16 protein-coding genes and 4 pseudogenes are annotated in these 18,695 nt (G+C 35.2%); 16 read left to right on the top strand and 4 right to left on the bottom strand.

The features are described from left to right. Positions 1 to 9 precede the first annotated feature (9 nt). From HUW50_RS23070 to HUW50_RS23045, 6 genes are all read left to right on the top strand, one after another. Positions 10 to 843 carry a sugar phosphate isomerase/epimerase family protein gene (locus HUW50_RS23070; protein ID WP_185653381.1) on the top strand — a complete coding sequence of 278 codons (834 nt, stop codon included), beginning with the start codon at positions 10 to 12 and terminating at the stop codon, positions 841 to 843. Positions 844 to 886: 43 nt separating this feature from the next. Further along, positions 887 to 2,644: a glycoside hydrolase family 2 protein gene (locus HUW50_RS23065; RefSeq protein WP_185653380.1), complete on the top strand. Its 1,758-nt coding sequence runs from the start codon at positions 887 to 889 to the stop codon at positions 2,642 to 2,644. A 55-nt stretch (positions 2,645 to 2,699) separates the two neighbouring features. After that, positions 2,700 to 3,116 carry a hypothetical protein gene (locus HUW50_RS23060; protein ID WP_066333019.1) on the top strand — a complete coding sequence of 139 codons (417 nt, stop codon included), beginning with the start codon at positions 2,700 to 2,702 and terminating at the stop codon, positions 3,114 to 3,116. A gap of 59 nt (positions 3,117 to 3,175) precedes the next feature. Further along, a complete protein-coding gene (locus HUW50_RS23055) occupies positions 3,176 to 3,337 on the top strand; it encodes a hypothetical protein (protein ID WP_185653379.1) in 162 nt (53 codons plus the stop codon). Between the two features lie 471 nt (positions 3,338 to 3,808). Further along, positions 3,809 to 4,951 carry an enolase C-terminal domain-like protein gene (locus HUW50_RS23050; protein ID WP_185653378.1) on the top strand — a complete coding sequence of 381 codons (1,143 nt, stop codon included), beginning with the start codon at positions 3,809 to 3,811 and terminating at the stop codon, positions 4,949 to 4,951. 250 nt (positions 4,952 to 5,201) lie between these two features. After that, positions 5,202 to 6,149 (top strand): aldo/keto reductase family protein, encoded by a 948-nt coding sequence (locus tag HUW50_RS23045; RefSeq protein ID WP_066333025.1) that lies wholly within the window; start codon positions 5,202 to 5,204, stop codon positions 6,147 to 6,149. 48 nt (positions 6,150 to 6,197) lie between these two features. Here the strand turns inward: HUW50_RS23045 and HUW50_RS27655 are convergent. Further along, positions 6,198 to 6,661: pseudogene (locus HUW50_RS27655) on the bottom strand (DDE-type integrase/transposase/recombinase); the annotation flags it as partial. 824 nt (positions 6,662 to 7,485) lie between these two features. On the opposite strand from HUW50_RS27655, the gene HUW50_RS23030 reads away from it, so the two are divergent. The 8 genes and pseudogenes from HUW50_RS23030 to HUW50_RS27245 all read left to right on the top strand — a co-directional run. Then, on the top strand, positions 7,486 to 7,956 hold the full coding sequence (locus tag HUW50_RS23030) for a RidA family protein (RefSeq protein ID WP_066333130.1): 471 nt from the start codon (positions 7,486 to 7,488) through the stop codon (positions 7,954 to 7,956). A 208-nt stretch (positions 7,957 to 8,164) separates the two neighbouring features. After that, positions 8,165 to 9,306: pseudogene (locus HUW50_RS23025) on the top strand (IS3 family transposase). Positions 9,307 to 9,522: 216 nt separating this feature from the next. After that, positions 9,523 to 10,005, top strand: a complete 483-nt coding sequence (locus tag HUW50_RS23020) for an NUDIX hydrolase (RefSeq protein WP_066333032.1) — start codon at positions 9,523 to 9,525, stop codon at positions 10,003 to 10,005. Positions 10,006 to 10,306: 301 nt separating this feature from the next. Beyond that, positions 10,307 to 10,846 (top strand): histidine phosphatase family protein, encoded by a 540-nt coding sequence (locus HUW50_RS23015; protein WP_311774005.1) that lies wholly within the window; start codon positions 10,307 to 10,309, stop codon positions 10,844 to 10,846. Positions 10,847 to 11,042: 196 nt separating this feature from the next. After that, positions 11,043 to 11,978 (top strand): phosphotransferase, encoded by a 936-nt coding sequence (locus HUW50_RS23010; RefSeq protein WP_185653377.1) that lies wholly within the window; start codon positions 11,043 to 11,045, stop codon positions 11,976 to 11,978. 114 nt (positions 11,979 to 12,092) lie between these two features. Then, complete coding sequence (locus tag HUW50_RS27450) at positions 12,093 to 12,230, top strand: hypothetical protein (protein WP_311774004.1); 138 nt, start codon at positions 12,093 to 12,095, stop codon at positions 12,228 to 12,230. Next, positions 12,227 to 12,931 (top strand): aminoglycoside 6-adenylyltransferase, encoded by a 705-nt coding sequence (locus HUW50_RS23005; RefSeq protein WP_311774058.1) that lies wholly within the window; start codon positions 12,227 to 12,229, stop codon positions 12,929 to 12,931. The genes HUW50_RS27450 and HUW50_RS23005 overlap by 4 nt, the downstream gene beginning before the upstream one ends. Positions 12,932 to 13,047: 116 nt before the next feature. Beyond that, positions 13,048 to 13,206: pseudogene (locus HUW50_RS27245) on the top strand (MFS transporter); the annotation flags it as partial. Positions 13,207 to 13,464: 258 nt separating this feature from the next. Here the strand turns inward: HUW50_RS27245 and HUW50_RS23000 are convergent. Both HUW50_RS23000 and HUW50_RS22995 read right to left on the bottom strand, forming a co-directional pair. Beyond that, positions 13,465 to 13,872 (bottom strand): CBO0543 family protein, encoded by a 408-nt coding sequence (locus HUW50_RS23000; protein ID WP_185653376.1) that lies wholly within the window; start codon positions 13,870 to 13,872, stop codon positions 13,465 to 13,467. Between the two features lie 705 nt (positions 13,873 to 14,577). Then, positions 14,578 to 15,798 (bottom strand): sugar efflux transporter, encoded by a 1,221-nt coding sequence (locus HUW50_RS22995; RefSeq protein ID WP_185653375.1) that lies wholly within the window; start codon positions 15,796 to 15,798, stop codon positions 14,578 to 14,580. A gap of 238 nt (positions 15,799 to 16,036) precedes the next feature. Between HUW50_RS22995 and HUW50_RS22990 the strand changes: the two are divergent. Further along, positions 16,037 to 16,366 (top strand): annotated as a pseudogene (locus HUW50_RS22990) (DNA replication protein DnaD); the annotation flags it as partial. 184 nt (positions 16,367 to 16,550) lie between these two features. Here HUW50_RS22990 and HUW50_RS22985 read toward each other — a convergent pair. Then, positions 16,551 to 17,405: a DegV family protein gene (locus tag HUW50_RS22985; protein ID WP_185653374.1), complete on the bottom strand. Its 855-nt coding sequence runs from the start codon at positions 17,403 to 17,405 to the stop codon at positions 16,551 to 16,553. Between the two features lie 945 nt (positions 17,406 to 18,350). On the opposite strand from HUW50_RS22985, the gene HUW50_RS22980 reads away from it, so the two are divergent. Then, the gene (locus HUW50_RS22980) at positions 18,351 to 18,512 is read left to right on the top strand and encodes a hypothetical protein (protein ID WP_185653373.1); all 162 of its coding nucleotides are present in this window, start codon (positions 18,351 to 18,353) and stop codon (positions 18,510 to 18,512) included. The last annotated feature ends 183 nt before the right edge of the window (positions 18,513 to 18,695 follow it).

The following is an 18,695-nucleotide window of genomic DNA, read 5'->3' as shown; positions in this document are numbered from 1 at the left end:
GTATAATCGATGGTTCATTTTAAACTAGCATTGAATACGTCAACTTTGTTTCCATTTAGATTGGATGTTAAAGAACAGGTAACTGTGGCTGCTGAAGCAGGTTACGATGGCATAGAACTATGGGTTAAAGATATTGATCAATATCTTAAAACTGGAGGTTCAATCAGAGAACTAAGAACTTTTATAGAAGATCGCGGTATTTCAGTTGTAAATGCCATTACATTTTTTAAGTGGTCTGATGCTGATGAGCGAATTCGTAAAGAGGGGCTGGGTCAAGCTGAAAGAGAGATTTCATTACTAAAGGAACTCGGATGCCATGCTGTCGCAGCTCCACCGAGTGGAAATGTAGAGGGTGTTACATTAGAGACGATGGCGAGCCATTTTTCTCAATTAACGAATCTGGCACGAGGTATTGGAGTTGAACCATACCTTGAATTTTGGGGGAAATCGCAGAGACTCTCCAAATTGAATGAAGCCGTTTTTGTAGCCATGGAAAGTGGAATTAAAGATGTCAAAATATTATTAGATCCTTTCCATATGTATACAGGGGGAAGCAGTATTGAAAATGTGTCCTATTTGAATCCAAAAAACATAGGGATCGTCCATGTCAATGATTATCCATTTTCTCCACCTAGGGAACATATTGCTGACCATGATCGTGTGTTCCCAGGTGATGGGATTGCACCAAATAAAAAGCTTGCAAACCTCTTAAATCAAATTGGTTATCGTGGCTATTTATCATTGGAGTTGTTTATTGAAGACTTCGGAAATCAAACGCCAATAGAAGTGGCGTCCCTTGGGATTGAAAAAATCAAAAAAGCGTACTTTATAGAAGGCTCATAATTGTGTAAATGTTCAATTAAAATAGCAATGTATGGAGGCATGTATGAGTTATCGAAATGAATATCCGCGACCGCAGTTTGTAAGGAATACATGGTTAAATCTAAATGGAGAATGGCAATTTGCATTTGATCATGGAAAGAGTGGAATTGAACGTGAACTATATAAACATGGTTCTTTTAATGAAAAGATTCAAGTGCCTTTTTGTCCAGAGAGCAAGCTTTCAGGGATTGGTTATACCGATTTTATGGCTGCCGTCTGGTATAAGAGAAGCGTCCGAGTGCCAAAGGGTTGGCTAGAACAGCGAACAACCTTGCATTTTGGAGCCGTTGACTACCATGCACATGTTTGGGTAAATGGGAAAAAGGCCGGTGAGCATAAGGGCGGCTATACTCCTTTCTCTTTTGATATCACAGATTTACTAGATGGTGAGGAAGCAACGATCGTGGTTTATGTAGAGGATGACAATCGCTCCGGACTACAGCCCCGAGGGAAGCAAAGTGAAGGGTATTATTCAGCTGGTTGTGATTATACGAGAACAACAGGTATTTGGCAGACCGTCTGGATGGAATCTGTTTCATCTACATATGTTACACACGCGAAATTTAAGACGAATCCGAAGGATGGGAGTGTAGCTGTTGAGTTGTACCTAAATCAATATGACAGGGATGTAACAATTGATCTTGAAGCAACATTTAATGGGAAAATCGTTGCCGAAGAAACAGCTATAGTTGCAGGACAAAGTGTTCAATCCTTCCTTCATCTATCTGAAGTCCATCTTTGGGAACCTGGACAGCCCAATTTATACGATGTAACAATTACTCTTAAAAAGGAAGAAAATGTGATCGATCGCGTGGAAAGTTATTTCGGGGTAAGGTCTGTTTCAATCAAAAACAAAGTGATCCTTATAAATGATAAGCCGATTTTTCAACGATTGGTTTTGGATCAAGGCTTCTATCCTGATGGAGTGTACACAGCACCGACGGATGAGCACTTAAAAAAAGACATCAAAATATCAATGGATATGGGGTTTAATGGCGCTCGCATGCATGAAAAAATCTTTGAGCCGCGATATCTTTATTGGGCTGATCAGCTAGGCTATCTCGTATGGGGAGAGCACGGAAACTGGGGACTGGATATAACGGGATCTAAAGGACTAGAACAGTTTTTACCTGAGTGGATGGAATCAATCGAACGAGACTTTAATAGCCCTGCACTAATAGGCTGGTGTCCATTTAATGAAACATGGGATCGAAATGGAACCCGCCAAAATGATCAGGTGCTCCGTATAACGTATGAAGTGACAAAACGGTTAGATCCAACACGCCCAGTCATTGATACGAGTGGTAATTTCCATGTCATAACCGATGTATTCGATATTCATGATTATGAACAGAATGTAGAAAAGTTTGCAGCAAAGTTTGAAGAGATGAGTAAAGGTGGGAATGTTTATGTGACATTTGAGGATCGTCAGCAATATGAAAATCAACCTTACTTTGTAAGTGAATATGGAGGAATATGGTGGAACCCTGACGAAAAGGATGGTTGGGGGTACGGCGAAAAGCCTCAATCAGAACATGAATTCATTGAAAGATATCAAGGGTTAACAGTAACCTTGTTGAATAACCCTTCTATTTGTGCATTCTGTTATACACAGCTTTATGATGTTGAACAAGAGGTCAATGGATTGTATACATATCAAAGAAAAGCAAAATTTGATCCAAGCCTCATTCGAAAGATTAATAGCCAAAAAGCTGCAATTGAAAAGGATTTTGCATTTGCTGTTAATCGTTCCAAGGAATGAAAGATAAAGCCAATGACAGATGATTCATCCACATAAAAATCAGGAGTGATTAATAATGATAGGAGAGAATCTTTCCGAATTATCATTGAAACCTTTTACCACAAATGAAATAAAGCCTATAGGATGGCTTTTACGCCAACTACAAATACAGGCAGAAGGACTAAGTGGAAACCTTGATAAATTTTGGCCGGATATTAAAGAAAGTAAATGGGTTGGCGGTGATAAAGAGGGGTGGGAACGTGTTCCTTACTGGTTAGATGGTTTTATTCCTTTGGCAAATGGGGTTGGTGATCAAACTTTAGCTTTCATTTTCCCAACACTGGAACAATCGATGAGGAAAAAAGAATATTTAAACGAGGTAGAAGAAGATGGGAAAATGAATTTTCGATCATTTAAACAGTTTAAAGGATCATGGAGTGTTCATGCAGCAGCAGATGGACAAATGGGAACGATTACGCGAGTTTATAGATAATGAAATTAACTGGAAGCAGCGAATTTTTACACGAACTATGGCCATCAGTAAAGTAAACTTTGAACTATGTGTTTCTTAAATGGGATACCGATGATGATTTTGTTGATAGTGAACAACATGTTACGTATGACATCGAATTATATGGTCCAAATCCTTTAACTACTATACTTATTTTAGGTGCTGTAAAGGCGGCAGCTGAAATGGCCTTGTATCTGGGATAGGAACATTCGGCATCTCTTTACCAGAAGATTTTTGAAAAAAGCTTTAATCAAGTAGACAAAATTCTTGGGAATCAAAGCTATTACGAACAAAAGTTAGATGATGTAAATAAGTATAAATATCAACATGGACAAGGGTGTCTTTCCGATATCAATTGTTTGGTCAACAATTAGCACATTTTTATGGTCTAGGGTACCTTTTGCCAAAAGATCATGTAAAAAGTGCGATTACATAGTAAAAAAAAGCAAATGAAATTTAGCACTGTCATCATTAAAGATGAATTTCAATGTTTTTGGAGTACAGGGATAGCATGGGGGACATATGAGCAGAAAAAAATCGAGAAACAGGTAAATATGAAGTCGAAGTTAATGTTCTTTACTGTGATGCATCCGGAGTGAGAGTCAGTGCATGTGGGCAAGAGATTGTATTGTAGACTTTTCAACAGTCTCTTAGTGTAGAAAGGGGATAAATTAATGGACTTATCAAATATTTTAACAAAAAAAATTGAAAAGATTGAGTGGTGTAAATTACCAGGAAAAAGAAATCGAGCTGCGGGTAGTAACGCTAGGCTTGGAGTACACGGTGATAACGTTCCACTAGATTTAGTGCGTGTCACAATTGATGGCAAACAAGGTTTTGGTTGGTCTCGAATAAAAGAAAATAGAGGTAAAGAACTATTAGGAACGACAGTCAAAGAATTATTTAGAAGTAATGGTGAAGTGAGCGAGCATTACTATGATATAGAGTTCCCATTGTTAGATTGGCTTGGAAATGAGCAAGGAAAGCCTGTTTATGAACTTCTGTTAGGCAATACAGATGAAAAAATTAGTATTCCATGCTATGATACTTCGTTATATTTCGATGATCTCCATTTAGAAAATGATAGTGATGCAGTTGAACTTATTAAATCAGAAGCTTTGGCTGGTTGGGCGTTAGGTCACAGAGCTTTCAAAATTAAAGTTGGGCGTGGAGCTATGCACATGCCTCTAATCAAGGGTACAAATCGTGACATATCAATAATAAAAGGGGTCCGAGAAGTAATCGGACCAGATGCAAAGATAATGATTGATGCTAACAATGGATACAACTTAAATATAACAAAAGAAGTTCTTTCAAAAACGGAAGATTCTAACATTTATTGGATAGAAGAACCATTCCATGAAGATCCTGAATTTCTTAACAACTTGAAGTACTGGATTAAAAAAGAAGGTTTAAATGTAATGGTTACCGACGGTGAGGGAAATGCTGCTCCTCAAATCGTTGATTGGGCCAAAGAGGGTAAAATTGATGCTATTCAATATGATATTCTACATTTTGGATTCCATAAATGGAAATATCTCGGTAAAGATCTTGACGAAGCAAATGTAAAGACAGCTCCTCACAACTATGGATGTGTGTATGGAAACTTTGCTTTAGGGCACCTGGCACCTCTCATAAAAGGGTTTTTGTTTATAGAGTGGGATGAAGTGAAAATTGAAGGGTTAGATGGATCTGATTACGTAATCAATAATGGCTATGTTGAAGTTCCTAAGAAACCAGGTTTTGGACTTGAACTTGATGAACCTTTCTACTCATTATTAGTAGAAGAAGAAGGATGGTCTGTTCAAGATATTTAAAGAGTTTAATTCGAAAAATGAATGTAATTTAAAGATTAATATTTGCAGCAAGTTTTGCAAACAAGCTGATCCATAAATTTACTTAGCGGCACATCGATTAAAAGCTATAGTGAAATTGGACATGAAAATAATATTTCAGTTCTTGTAAACAATTTTTGAAAAGTTTATTTTTTTAGTGAAGATGGAGGATCTATCTTTGATGGAAAACAAAATGCTAGATTTTCTGTATATATTAAGGAGGATGGGGTAAATGAAATATCGCCGTTTAGGAAGATCCGGATTAAAAGTAAGTGAGGTAAGCTTAGGAAGCTGGTTAACGTTTGGGGCTTCAACCGAAAAGGAAAAAGCCATTCAAACAATTGAGACTGCTTACGACTTAGGGGTAAATTCTTTTGATACAGCCAATATGTATGAGAGAGGTGAATCTGAAAAAGTAGTTGGTGAAGCGCTTAGCAAATATGCCCGTGATTCTTATGTGCTGGCAACAAAAGTGTTTTGGCCAATGGGAGATGGTCCAAATGATCGGGGGCTTTCAAGAAAGCATGTATTTGAACAGCTTCATGCAAGTTTAAAGCGATTAAAAACAGATTATGTTGATATCTATTATTGCCATCGCTATGATCCAGACACACCTGTGGATGAAACATTAAGAACCATTGATGATTTAGTTCGTCAAGGAAAGATTTTGTATGCAGGAGTCAGTGAATGGACTGCACAGCAAATCCAAGAAGCCTTAGGTACAGCTGATAAATATTTATTAAACCGTATTGTTGTCAATCAACCAAGCTATAGTATGTTACAGCGCTATATTGAAAAAGAAGTCCTCCCGGTAAGTGAACAGCATGGCATTAGTCAAATTGTGTTTTCGCCATTAGCACAGGGAGTTCTAACAGGCAAATACTGCCTGAGCAATCGTGCACCAGAAGGAAGCCGTGCAACAGATACGAAGGCAAACATGTATATGGGGCAACTTTTAACAGATGAAACATTGTTAAAGGTGGAAAAATTAGGTGGAATTGCAAAAGATCTTGATATTAGCTTATCACAATTAGCCATTGCCTGGATTTTACGTCAGCCTGGCGTTGCCAGCACATTGGTTGGTGCAACAAAGCCTGAGCAAATCATTGAAAATGTAAAAGGGGTTGAAATGACATTAACGGAGGAAGTCATTTCAAACATTGAAGAAGTTCTAAATTAAAGGGAAAAAAGCTTTAGAAGTTATATGGGTTGGTGAAAAAATCACTCGTTAGAAACATAGAGTGTGAGTTTCCTTTAAATTGCAAACAAATGAAGCTAATCCAAACATTTTATGGATGAATTCTTTTTGACTTTGGACAGACTTCACCTTTTGTTGAAGTTGTCCTATTTTCAGCATATGCATCACCTCCACTCCACAGATGATTTGTTTGGCTGTTCGAAACGTTTTTAATCCTTGCATAGAACGGACTCGCTTCTTTATAAAGCGATGATCTTGCTCTACTATGTTATTTAAGTACTTCTGTTGTCTAAGTTGGGGCTGTCCAATAAGTCAATTTTTCGGCTATTGGACTCCCCTTTACTTGTTTATAAATGCTGATATATCAACATTCTTGAATTTTAAGTTTTTAGCGAGATTGTACTTTTCGGACTGCTCCTTTTCTCTTTTTTTAACTCTTCAATTGCTATAGGATAAGCCGGATTCTTATCGACCGTCATGACACGAGGCTTAGAAAACAGTTAGCATTTTAATCATGGTTGATTTTCCAGCACCATTCGGACCAAGTTACCCTACAGCTTATCCTTTATTAATTTGAAAAGATACGCTATCAACAGCTTGTCAAACGGTGTGCTCCCTTGTAACTAAGCTTCTAAGTAAACCGATTAATCCGGAGAATCTACGATATTGCCTAAACTCTTTCACCAAGTCTTTTACTTCTATCATTTCCAATAATAATTCCTCCCGTCCTTTGTAAAAATAAATAATTGAAGTTGTTATTTCGAAATAAACGTCCAAAATATAGTTCATATTAGAAAAATTTGTTAACCTGTAAGATATTTTCGATAATTGTTTTTTAAAGCCTCTTTTATATTCAATAATTCTTTAATTTATCTTATTTACTTATTGAGTAAGTGATAACAAAATTACCGTTTTAAATTTACCTGTTAGTTTATATGCAATCTTTATGAATTTGTTGTGGGGGACTATCATTTAGGGATTCTTGTAATAGCAGTATGAGAGATGAAATAGAACAGATTTTTAGTTCAATAATTAAACAGAAGACCTTATAAGGCAAGGCATAAATAGCATTAGCGAAAAAGGATACAATTTAAATATTGTTCTCAATCAACCAGTGCTTTTAAGAATCTTTGCACAACTATTGTATTTTTAATTATTCTCCAATCGGCCACTATGCTTAAGTACAGAATCATTTTTGTTTTGTATAAGAGTGCAGGATCAAACAGAGAAATATAATTTTAATTGGAGTTATATGTTAAAAGTTAATGAATTATGGGGGTTTTTATGGAGATATAAATTGGATATTTATACCAATTATATGGAGATTTTAGTGACAGAAGTTACTGCTACAAAAAAACTAGAGAGCTTGGGTATTAATTTGCCTGACGCAAGTAACCCTCTAGCTAAGTATACTAACTTTGTTATAGTAAACGGACTGAAGTTCGCTTCTGGTAAAGGGCCTACTGGTAATCCTAAAGGAAAGTTAGGTAAGGATTTCTCGACTGAAGAAGGTTATGAATATGCACGTGAAACTGGGATTGAAATCCTTGCTGTATTAAAGCAGGCTTTGGGCACTTTAGATAAAGTTAGAAGAGTAGTGAAAATTCAGGGATTTGTAAATGCGGTGCCAGAGTTCGAAGAGCATCATAAAGTTTTAAATGGATGTTCTGAATTAATGTTAGAAGTATTCGGAGATAGAGGTAATCATGCTCGTTCGGTATTAGGTGCAGTTTCTGTTAGAGACAATCTTCCAATAATCATTGATTCTATTTTTGAAATAGAGGAATAGAGACTTTAAGTTTAAGGTGATAGATGCTATCACATTTTTTATGAAATAAATGAAGATAAAATCCCTTGCTTAACAATAGAGCGCTTTTATTGAAAACGTGTCTTTTTTTTATAGACCAGATTTGGAGAAGATTGGATAGGTTACACTTAGTTGGACAATAAAAATAAGGGCATGTAGAATAATACACAATAAGTGAGGAGAATCTACTATGTCCAGAAAAAGAATAACGTTTACAACAGAGTTTAAAAAGCAAGTCGTTGCTTTATATGAAAACGGAAAAAGTCGCCAAGATATTGTAAGTGAATATGAATTAACTGCATCTGCTTTAGACAGGTGGATTGTTCAATTCCAACAGTCTGGATCTTTTAAAGAGAAAGACAAGCGAAGCCCTGAAGAACAAGAATTGATTGAGTTAAGAAAAAGAAATAAGCAGTTAGAAATGGAAGTCGATATTTTAAAGCAGGCTGCGCTAATCATGGGACGAAAATAGAAGTGATTGAAAGCAATCGTCTCAAATATTCGGTATCAACAATGTGCAGAGTCCTACAAATTGCTCGTAGTACATTTTACTATGAAACTGAAATATCAGCTCAAAAAGAACAAGAAAAAGCTAATACAGAACAAAAGCTAAAAGTAGAAATCCAAATGATTTTCGACAAGAACCGTCAAATATATGGAACTCGTAAAATTAAAAATGACCTTTTAAAAGCAGGTCACACTGTCTCCAGACGGAGCATAGGTCGTTTAATGGGTGAGCTTGGAATCCAATCGAAGTATGCACAAGCGTCCTACAAGCCAATGACCTCACCACCAAATGAAGAATCCATTCGAAAATGTGTTACATCGAGAATTTCAAGTAGACGAAGAGATGTCTGTATTGGTCAGTGACTTGATTTATGTCAAAGTAGGTAAGCATTGTAACTACGTCTGTTTTTTAATAGATTTATATAATAGAGAAATAGTTGGTTACGGTGCTGGAAAGCACAAAGACGCAGCTCTGGTTCAGTGTGCCTTCGCATCGGTCAAACGTCCTTTAGGAAATGTGAAGATATTTCATCAGATTGTGGATCTGAATTTAAGAACGTTGATATTGATGAATTATTGAGTGAATAACAGATTAAACGCTCTCTGAGCAATAAAGGAAATCCTTATGATAATGCAGTGGCAGAAGCGACATTTAAGATACTAAAAACAGAATTAATTAACGGAACGCAGTTTAGCACCCTTGAACAACTCGCTCTTGAACTTTTCGATTATGTTAATTGGTACAATAATATCCGATCGCACAGCACACTTGACTACTTAAGTCTGGTGGCTTATCGAAACTTTGCCCTTAAAAAACTTGTTTGATTTAGTGTTGACATACCAGTTTGTTAAATGATGATATTCTACGATCAGGCGCATTTCATAATTTGAAATGTGCTTTTTAAGATTTTAAGAAAATTAGATTGTATTAAAAGGTATTAGAAGTGTGTTTAAGACTAAACTTAGGCTAGTACAGGAAGGTAATTAATTATCCAAACTAGAAATATATATTTATCTAATAGATATTTAGGAGGTTAATTTATGAACTATATATCCGAATTAAGGAAATTAATCGGTAACCACCCTATTATTAGTGTTGGTGCAACTGTACTTGTAGTAAATGAGAAAAAGGAAGTTCTCTTCCAACTTCGTTCAGATACTTATGATTGGGGACTTCCTGGCGGTTCAATGGAACTAAGGGAAACCTTAGAAGAAACTGCTTCTCGTGAATTAAAAGAAGAAACAGGTCTTGAAGCTAAGACCTTTGAATTAATAAATGTATTTTCAGGTCCTCAATATTATTTTCGTTATCCAAATGGGGATGAAACATATAGTGTAATTAACCTATACCGTGCTTTAGATGTTAGTGGGAAAATTGAAATGAATGATGGAGAAAGTATAAGTCTTGAATATTTTAGTAGAGATAATCTGCCAAAAAATCTTGAAAAAAGGGCAAAAGCTCTGATTGATACTATAGGAGATTACTTTTGGGAATTAGATTCATCATTTAGTACAAGTAAATAGACCAGGGAAGGAGGAATTAAGTAGAATACATTAAATATATAAGAAATATGGTCGGAAATAATTATGTCATTTTAGTTGCAGCAGGTGCAATAGTTAGACTGTGGATGAAAAGATTGAAGTGTTAAAAGCTCAAGGTTTAGAGGTAATAAAAGCGAAAAAAATAGTATCTATTCATATGAATTTAGTTTTCTAAGGGAGATTCATTAAAATTAGAATATTTAAAGGAAAGCATTGAACACGCTGAGGCATTGATTCAAATTCATTCGTCATAATATCTTTATATATATTATTGGAGTGGTTTATGTTGAAGAAAATTTATGTTATAAGGCATTGTGAAGCAGAAGGACAGTCACCTGAAGTGCAACTTACAGATAGAGGACTTGAACAAGCTTTAGATTTATCTGAGTTCTTTTCAAATATTAAAATTGACCGTATTATTTCAAGTCCATATAAACGTGCAATTGATTCTATATATCCACTTGCAAAGAGATTAAATATAGACGTTGAGATTGATAGAAAATTGACAGAACGTATTCTGAGCACCAAAAATCTTTCTGATTGGTTTGAAAAACTAAGAAGTACATTTGTTGATTTAGAACTAAAATTTGAAGGCGGAGAGTCAAGTCGAGAGGCGATGAAACGAATTGTTGAGGTTGTAGAAGAAGCCTATAGCAGAAACAATAATACAGTCATTGTTACACATGGAAATTTAATGTCCTTACTTTTAATGTATTTTAACAAAGAATTTGGGTTCGATGATTGGAAAAGTCTTAGTAATCCTGACGTATTTCTCTTAATAAACGAAAGTAATAAGGTAACTTTTCAACGTATATGGAAATAAAAAGGATACACATTAGGCAGAATTGTGAAGTTTTATGCTTTAACGAAGAGGCGTTATTCTTCAATAACGAAAGATCGTATTTCATATTTAGCTAACGTAGAGGTTAATTGAAGAAAAATATTAAAGAAGTAATTGAATAGTTACATTAAAAATGTCTTGCAGTAAAAAATCACATAACCTATTTAAGGAGAACTTAATGAAAGAATTAGTTGTTATGAAAGCAGAACGAATCACAGGGGATTTTTTGCAAGAAAGGGTAAAAAAATCATTTCAAATACTAGGTAAAGGAAACGTAAATAAAGTTTGCGTAGCTGAGACAGAAAACAGTAAAGTCGTCGTCCGTATGAACGATAAAGGTACATATTCGAATTTTGTTAAAGAAAATTGGTGTATCGAGCAAGCACGATCAGTAGGTATTCCAAGTCCTGAGGTTTTGTCTATTGGTATAGCTGATGATACAGCATTTATGATCCAAACCTTCGTAGATGGAGAGAACGGATTAGATAGTACAAAACCTAAGCCCGATATTTGGAGACAACTTGGCGTTTATGCCAAACTTATTCAAACAATTCAAGTTAAGGGATACGGGGAAAACTTGATTGATCCGATACATGGTGTGTTTCAGTCCCCTCCTCATGCAGGGTCAGATGGTAGTTGGCTAGGTTATGTAAATTATAATATCAACAGTTTAACTGAGAATGATCAGTTTATAGAGCTTGGAGTAATCAATCAGACTGAATCTGGAAAAATCAGAAAACTGTTCGAGGGATTGAAGAGGGAGAATTTCCGCTTTGGTTTAAATCATGGGGATGTCTCATTGAAGAATACCATCGTCAATAATGAAGGGCAGGTAGTTTTGCTAGATTGGGGCAGCGCAGAAGTAAGTGTGGTTCCCCATGGAGACATTATTGAAATAATGAAGTGTCAGATCCTTGGTGGAGGACCTAATATTGAGGAATTTAAAGCATTTTTAGACAGCTATGGTTTAAAGGAAAAAGACGTTGCTAGTATGAGACCTTTGTTGCTGTTAAGAGCTTTCGATAAACTTAGATGGACAATAGACCAAAGCCCTGACCTAATTGAACCCTTTGCTAAGTTTGCGAAACAAGTTGTTGACAGGACTTTGGATTAAACAAATACCGTATTTTGCTTCTTCAACTAAAAGGGCTTTAGTTGAAGAAGGATTTCTTCTTTCCTTAACGAATTTAATAATTTGAAGCTACTGCTAAATTAAGGAGATGGTTAGTTGTGTGTGGGATTAGAAGCTAAACATAAAGAAAGAGATTTAGATATTCCAAAACATCGTCAAAAATTAATGACAGGAATTGAACAAGATTTAATAAATGATATTAATGTTTTGGCTGTTTTTACGGAGGGTCAATAGGAAATAAAAATACTGACTTATATTCAGATATTGACCTCCGCATCGTTGTAGAGGATGAAGTGTTTGAAGAATATAGGTTAAACAAAAAACAAAGAGCAAAAAATTGGGGTAATGTTCTTTTTTTTGAAGACTACCCTTGGGCAACTCACACTATTGCTCACTACGATTCCTTTATAAAGATTGATTGCTTTTATTATAAAATGAAAAATATACAGCCATCCGTGTGGCTTCAAAATAGTAGAATTGTGTACGATATTACCGGATTTATGAAGAATATATTAGAAAAATCAACTAGTTTGTCTTATCAGCCAACTATCGAAGAAGTAGATATATGGAGAACGAAATTCTTTGCTTATGTTCACGAAGTATATAGAAGAATGATGAGAAAAGAAATATACTATGCTCTTCATTGTTTAGATAATTTGAGATTATCAATGACAACAGCTTGGTATATGGAAGTAGGAATTCAACCTAACACTTTTGGAGATTGGTCAAAATTAGAAGGTAAACGAAGTAAACTATCAGATTGGCAATTGTCACTCTTAGAGCAATGGTTTAGTAATAGAGAACCAAATGAAATTATAAATGTGATACAAAGCATGGTCCCAGAATTTAAAAGAGTTCATAAAAGTTTATGTGAAAAACTTGGTATTGAGGAAAATCCTGAACTGGTAGATGAAATTATTAATATGGTTATGTGATATAACGTCTCAAACCCATGGTATTAAAGGGTCTGAGATGTTTTTTTGTTTTGCATGGAATTTACGATAAGGAAAATTATCAATCCGTGCATAGTAAAAGAAGTTCTACTTGACATCTTGGATATGGCCCTTATCTGCTTGGATTTATCATTCCATTCACGGGCTACAGTACCCTGTATGCTATCTTAGGTGTTGTAGTCTTGGCATCTTCTATTTTTTACTTTTTACTGCACGGCAAGAAGGAAAGTTCTAGTATCAATGCTCTAGCTCGATAATAATAAATGAGAAGGACATCTCGTATAAGGGATGTTCCTTTTTTAGTGTGCCCCCCTCAGTCCCAAAATCTAGATGGTGCCTTATATCCTTGCCATTATTGGGTTTGGGCTTACAAAGAGGAAGGATCCACGACAGTTCTAAAGTGAATAAAGGACTAAAAAAGATGCGAGTGTTCAATAATATATGGCGAATTACCCTAATGAAGAAGTGGAGGAAAATATTAAAAGCTAGGAAGGGAGTCCTAGCTAACAATAATATTATATTGCTAAACGATGTAACTTTTTAATAATTGACCAATTAATGAAAAGAAGTATATAGAGTAGAGGATATATTAGCATGGAATACCATAATTTCCAGCCATTATATTGGAATATACCTGTTTGAACAGCTGTCCATTCATAAGCAATTGCAAATGTACTCCATCCAAGAATATAGATTAATTGCTTTCTTAACAGACTTGTTCCTATTGGATAAAAGTTTAAAAATATAATGTTTACCGCTGGATAAATCCAGAAAACAAACCAAAGTGTTTCATTATCAACTTCAGGACTGAAATACCAATATAAATGGAACTTAAATTCTAAATAAATATCAGTTATTAATTGTAAAACTGTTGAGAATAACGAAGTTGTATACATTTCAAAATATGTCATTTTCTTGGGCATAAAGTAAATAATTAACCCAAAAATCAATACAGAAATTAATAAAAAGATAATTATACCCACCGCCTTAAATTAATTTTTACCGAAATTCTCAAAATTAATAACATGAGGGTGTGGATTTTTGGAGAAAAAATACTGAGTGGTAAATATATCCATAAAGATAACTTGAATATCTACTTTTTCACTTTTCGCACAAAACGGCACAAGGTCATGGAAGTGACAACCAAGGTGAATTTGGAATCTTGACCCTGTACCTAGTGATAAAGTTCCCTATTTATGAATTTTTATACCTTGTAAAGTACGTGTTGTAATTGAAACATACATGAAAATACAGAATTATTATAATCTCGCATTCCACTTAAATTGCGAAATAAGAAAAAGGCGTTTTTCATAAATGAGTAAAATAAAAGAAAATCTTTTGATAGTTTTTGTGTTTTGTTTTAAAAAGATGATTAGTTCGTTATTGTAGCTAATTAGATACAAAATGAGACAGAAAAGGAGTAGAAATGATTTGTATAAAATAGAGAATGGTAGAGTATTCACCATGCAAAATTTATTGCCTCGGCGGCTACCGGGGCTTATTATCGTTTATTAATAGATCACTGTTAAGAGATTTAATGATCTTCTTTGTTCGTGTCTCTTTTTTGTTGGATACCAAGAGATCTTTTTTTATTTAATAGTCCTTAGCAACCGTAAAATGATTATAATCTATACGGACCGAGATTGTTTTGTAATTACTTCCATTTTCCTTTGAGTACTTGTTCTCCAAAATATTAGAAAAGAGAAACTCACAACTACCAGGCACACCCAATAAACATGACGAAACCCTACAAATTGGGCGATTGCGCCACCGCCAAGAGTTCCTACTAACCTTCCAATAATGGTGGCATTGTAATAAATGGTTGTTGCAAGTCCTGGTGTTTTAGGTAGCAGTTCATTAAAATAACTTAGACCATTTCCCATAACAATAGCCACAAACGATGCCTGCAAAAGCTGTGCTACAATAATCTGCCAGGAATGGGTTGAGATACTTAAAATGGTGTAATAAATTATAGCGATAGAACAGCCATAAATAATCAGTGTATGGTTTGAGATCTTTTTACCAAGGGCACCTAGGACAAGCATAATCGGAATTTCCAAACCAGCACAAATACTAACCATCAATCCGATATCCCTATGCGAGCCCTGTAGCTCATTAACAATAAATAACGGCGTGATTATCAAGTTAATAGCATTGACCATAAACAGAAAGATAAAGGCGATGAACGGGTGTAAGATCTGCTTACTTTTGAGCGAAAAGGTACCCAAACTTTTGCTATTATCGTTATTGTTTTTAACTACTTTTCGTTTCTGTAGAAAAAAGAATACAAGAGAAGCAACAGTAAGATAAATAAACACTGCCCCAAGTAAGATTCCTTCGTATCCAGAAATTCCTAAAATAAGTGTTCCTACCAATGGTCCTACTAGGAATCCGAGAGAGATAAGAGAACGTAATGTAGACATAGCGAAAGTCTTGTCATCGGATTTGCTAACATTTGCTGACTCCTGTGCGTAAGCGTAGATCTGTGGTATGGCTGGGGCAGCTAAACCATTAAAAAGGCTGACGACAATTAGCAGAATAAAGAAGTTATCAAACACTAAATACGATGCATACCCAAAAGCAGCTGAAATTGTAGCGATTATAATAATCCATTTTCGATCAAAACCGCTATCTGAATGTTTAGCAACGAGTGAGTTCACCACCACACCGCCTATTGAGCTTACCGCCATTAAAACACCAAAGGCTCCCACACTTATTCCAAAATCCTCCGTTAAATAGAGGGGCAGAAACGGCATTGTAATTGAAATTCCTATACCAACCAGTAGTAAACAAATAACCAATAAGCTATATCCCTTGATCTCAAACAGTCTTTTTAATCGAATATACAAATTTTAGACCTCCTTGGAAAATTAATGATATCTATCTTTCAACATATCTGTAATTGATTCCATTATTTCAATCATAACTGCTAAAGGTGAGATAATAGTTGGACGAAGATTATTAACTTATTCTCTCTACGTATTAATTTCGATATCCTTATTTCCAACAAACGAGAAAGTAACCGCTATCACATTTTTCTCAAATGATTGCCTAATCCTCTCACAACCATTTATTGTTTCAGAAACGATGACTCCGGAGGATAAATACTTTTACCTCTATCTACTTACGAATCCACATACGACTCAAATTGGAATCTATCGCATTACGAAACAACAAATGGCCTTTGATTTGGGTTATACGATTGAGAGTGTTCATTCGTTAATGGAACGATTCATCGAACATCACAAATTGATTCGCTATAATCCTGTAACGAGAGAACTCCCCATTAAAAACTGGGGGAAGGATAACCTTCATAAAGGTGGGAAACCGGTTATGGATTGTATTAATTCTGAATTAAAAGAGGTCGAGGATCTCTCGCTTATTTCATATGTTTCGGAGACCATTCTTACAGAGGAAAAAAACATTCCCATCACATTGGAAATGCTCTATATGTACCTGTATAATCAATGATTTCTACGCTGAAAAGTCTGGTAATATCGTAGAAGTAAATAGGTATTGGTTCTCTAAAAAATTTCACGTGTAGACAGCTTACGAATAAACAGGGGGGAAACGATTAATCATTGCTCCCACCCCCGTCCCTTTATACTTCTAAACCTGCAATTCCAAAGCCCCCAGGTCCGGCATGGGTAGAAATCATAGCGCCGGCTTGAATCCATATTACATGTTTGAAGCCATATTCTTTTGCAATTTCATCCATCCGCTGTTTGATCGAATCATTAAGTCCGATTGAGTACTGAAAATATAGTTGATCTTTATTAATGTCGTATTGATTTAAAAAATCGTGTATAAGTTTTTCGGAAACGTCACTCATTTGGCCACGATATTTTTTGGTTGAAACAAGCTTTCCATTTATTAATTCGATACGGGGCTTTATTTTTAACAATGCACCACCGAGATAAGCTAGATTACTTACCCGTCCGCCTGCTTTTAAAAAATCTAAGCTGCCTGGAACGAAGGCAAGTCTTGATTTAGGAACAATCGATTCAATTTTTCCTATTAATCGAAGAGGATCAATCGTAGGTTCCTTCTCTAATAGAGATACAGCATACATGACAATAGCTGCTAAACCACCAGTAACGTTCAGAGCGTCTATAAGATAAAGGTTATCAAATTCTTCCGCTGCGATTAACGCATTTTGGAAAGAAGAAGATGCCTTTGACGTATAACCAATATGAATCATGATGCAATCAGGAAAATCCGTTTTGATCTTCGTAAAGAAGGCTTGATATTCGTATGAATTTGTTGCTGCTGTAGAGGGTATTTGCTTTGTCCGTTCATAATAGTCATAAATATCCACTACGGGTAACGAACCATCTAAATAATCCTGACCATCCATAATGACATGCATCGGTACCACTTGCACAGAATGCTTGTCAGCTAAGTCTTCTGGTAAATCTGCTCCACTCTCTGTAGATAAAATAATTCTTCTTCTCATAGAATAGCCCCCTCGTATAAAAAAGCAAAACTGTTCGTATTTATTAGCAAATTCTACTTTAACTATACATGAAAAGGGGTCTTATTGTTGAGTTATTATTCAAAATCCAAATCGAATTGAGCTTGAACAGTAGTCATACTTCTCTTTGCTAGTTTACGACATGGCCGAGTTTAAAACACCAGGAATTACTGTGTTAGATGGTCAAAGAGATGAAATTCCCTACTGTTGAGTTGGGGGTTTTTTATTGTGTAGTTAGAAAGTGATTCCAGCAGTTGGTTAAGTCCAATGGAATTGTAGGATTTCATCTAAAAGACAAATATTAGCTTTTATAACGGTTTATTAAGGGAAGTTAACAGTCTATTTACAATTAAGTGAATGTACAATGGTTCGACATATTTTTAAGAATTACTTGTTATAATGACCTTTGAAAGGAGCTGACATCCATTAAATAGAAATAATTGAAAACGCTTTAATATCCTCTGCTGATTGCCCCGTATGTTATGGATCAGCATTAAGCAGCAAGTACCCTCACTACTTTTTGAAGGTAGTTTGAATTAATTTTAAAAAAATCCAAGTTAAAACGTTATGAGGAGGAATCATGATCGAGATTTTCCTTTATATTGGTACATATTTATCGGGTGCTCTTGCTCTGGGCTGGCTGATTACAATCGCATTCAATTTGTTTAGTGAATAGGTTAATAGTCGCTAATAAAGGTAAATAATTGATGAAAATATATTGGATAAGAAAAGAAATGTTTTCATCGAAGGAAGTTTTTAATGATCCCAGAGATAACAAACAGAGAATCGATAAAGAGATACGTTACGAATCTGTTTTTATATACTTAATAAATAAAGCCAGATTATTCAAGAAACGGTTAATTGATTTTGAGGTGGTTCGTTCTTAAAAATTCTTCAGTTAATCTTACTATCTAGGGAGGAATTGATATGTGGATTTTAACCCTTTTTTTACAAGACAGCATAAAAATGTTTGAGTATGACAATAAGGATGAAGCCAGAGTAGAGTTTGAAAAAGCAGATGAAAGTAAGGTTCTCTCTGAAATTATCCATTATAAGGATTTTGAAAAAAGTGGGAAGTTAAAAAGGTGAAGTCAGAAATCCTCCTTGGAAATGTTAAGATAAATGGATATGAAGCTGTTCCGATAAAAAGATCAGTAAGGGAAGAAGAGTTACCCATATCATTTTCTGCTAAGGTAAAATGAAAAGGTATGAGTCCAGTACAATTTTGGACTCATACCCAACAAACAGCCTGATAAAATAACCGTGTCTACC

It is taken from the genome of Metabacillus sp. KUDC1714 (assembly GCF_014217835.1).
In the GTDB taxonomy this organism is placed as follows: domain Bacteria; phylum Bacillota; class Bacilli; order Bacillales; family Bacillaceae; genus Metabacillus; species Metabacillus rhizosphaerae.
The sequence above is the reverse complement of the archived record's forward strand: the minus strand, read 5'-3'. Positions and strand labels throughout refer to the sequence as shown.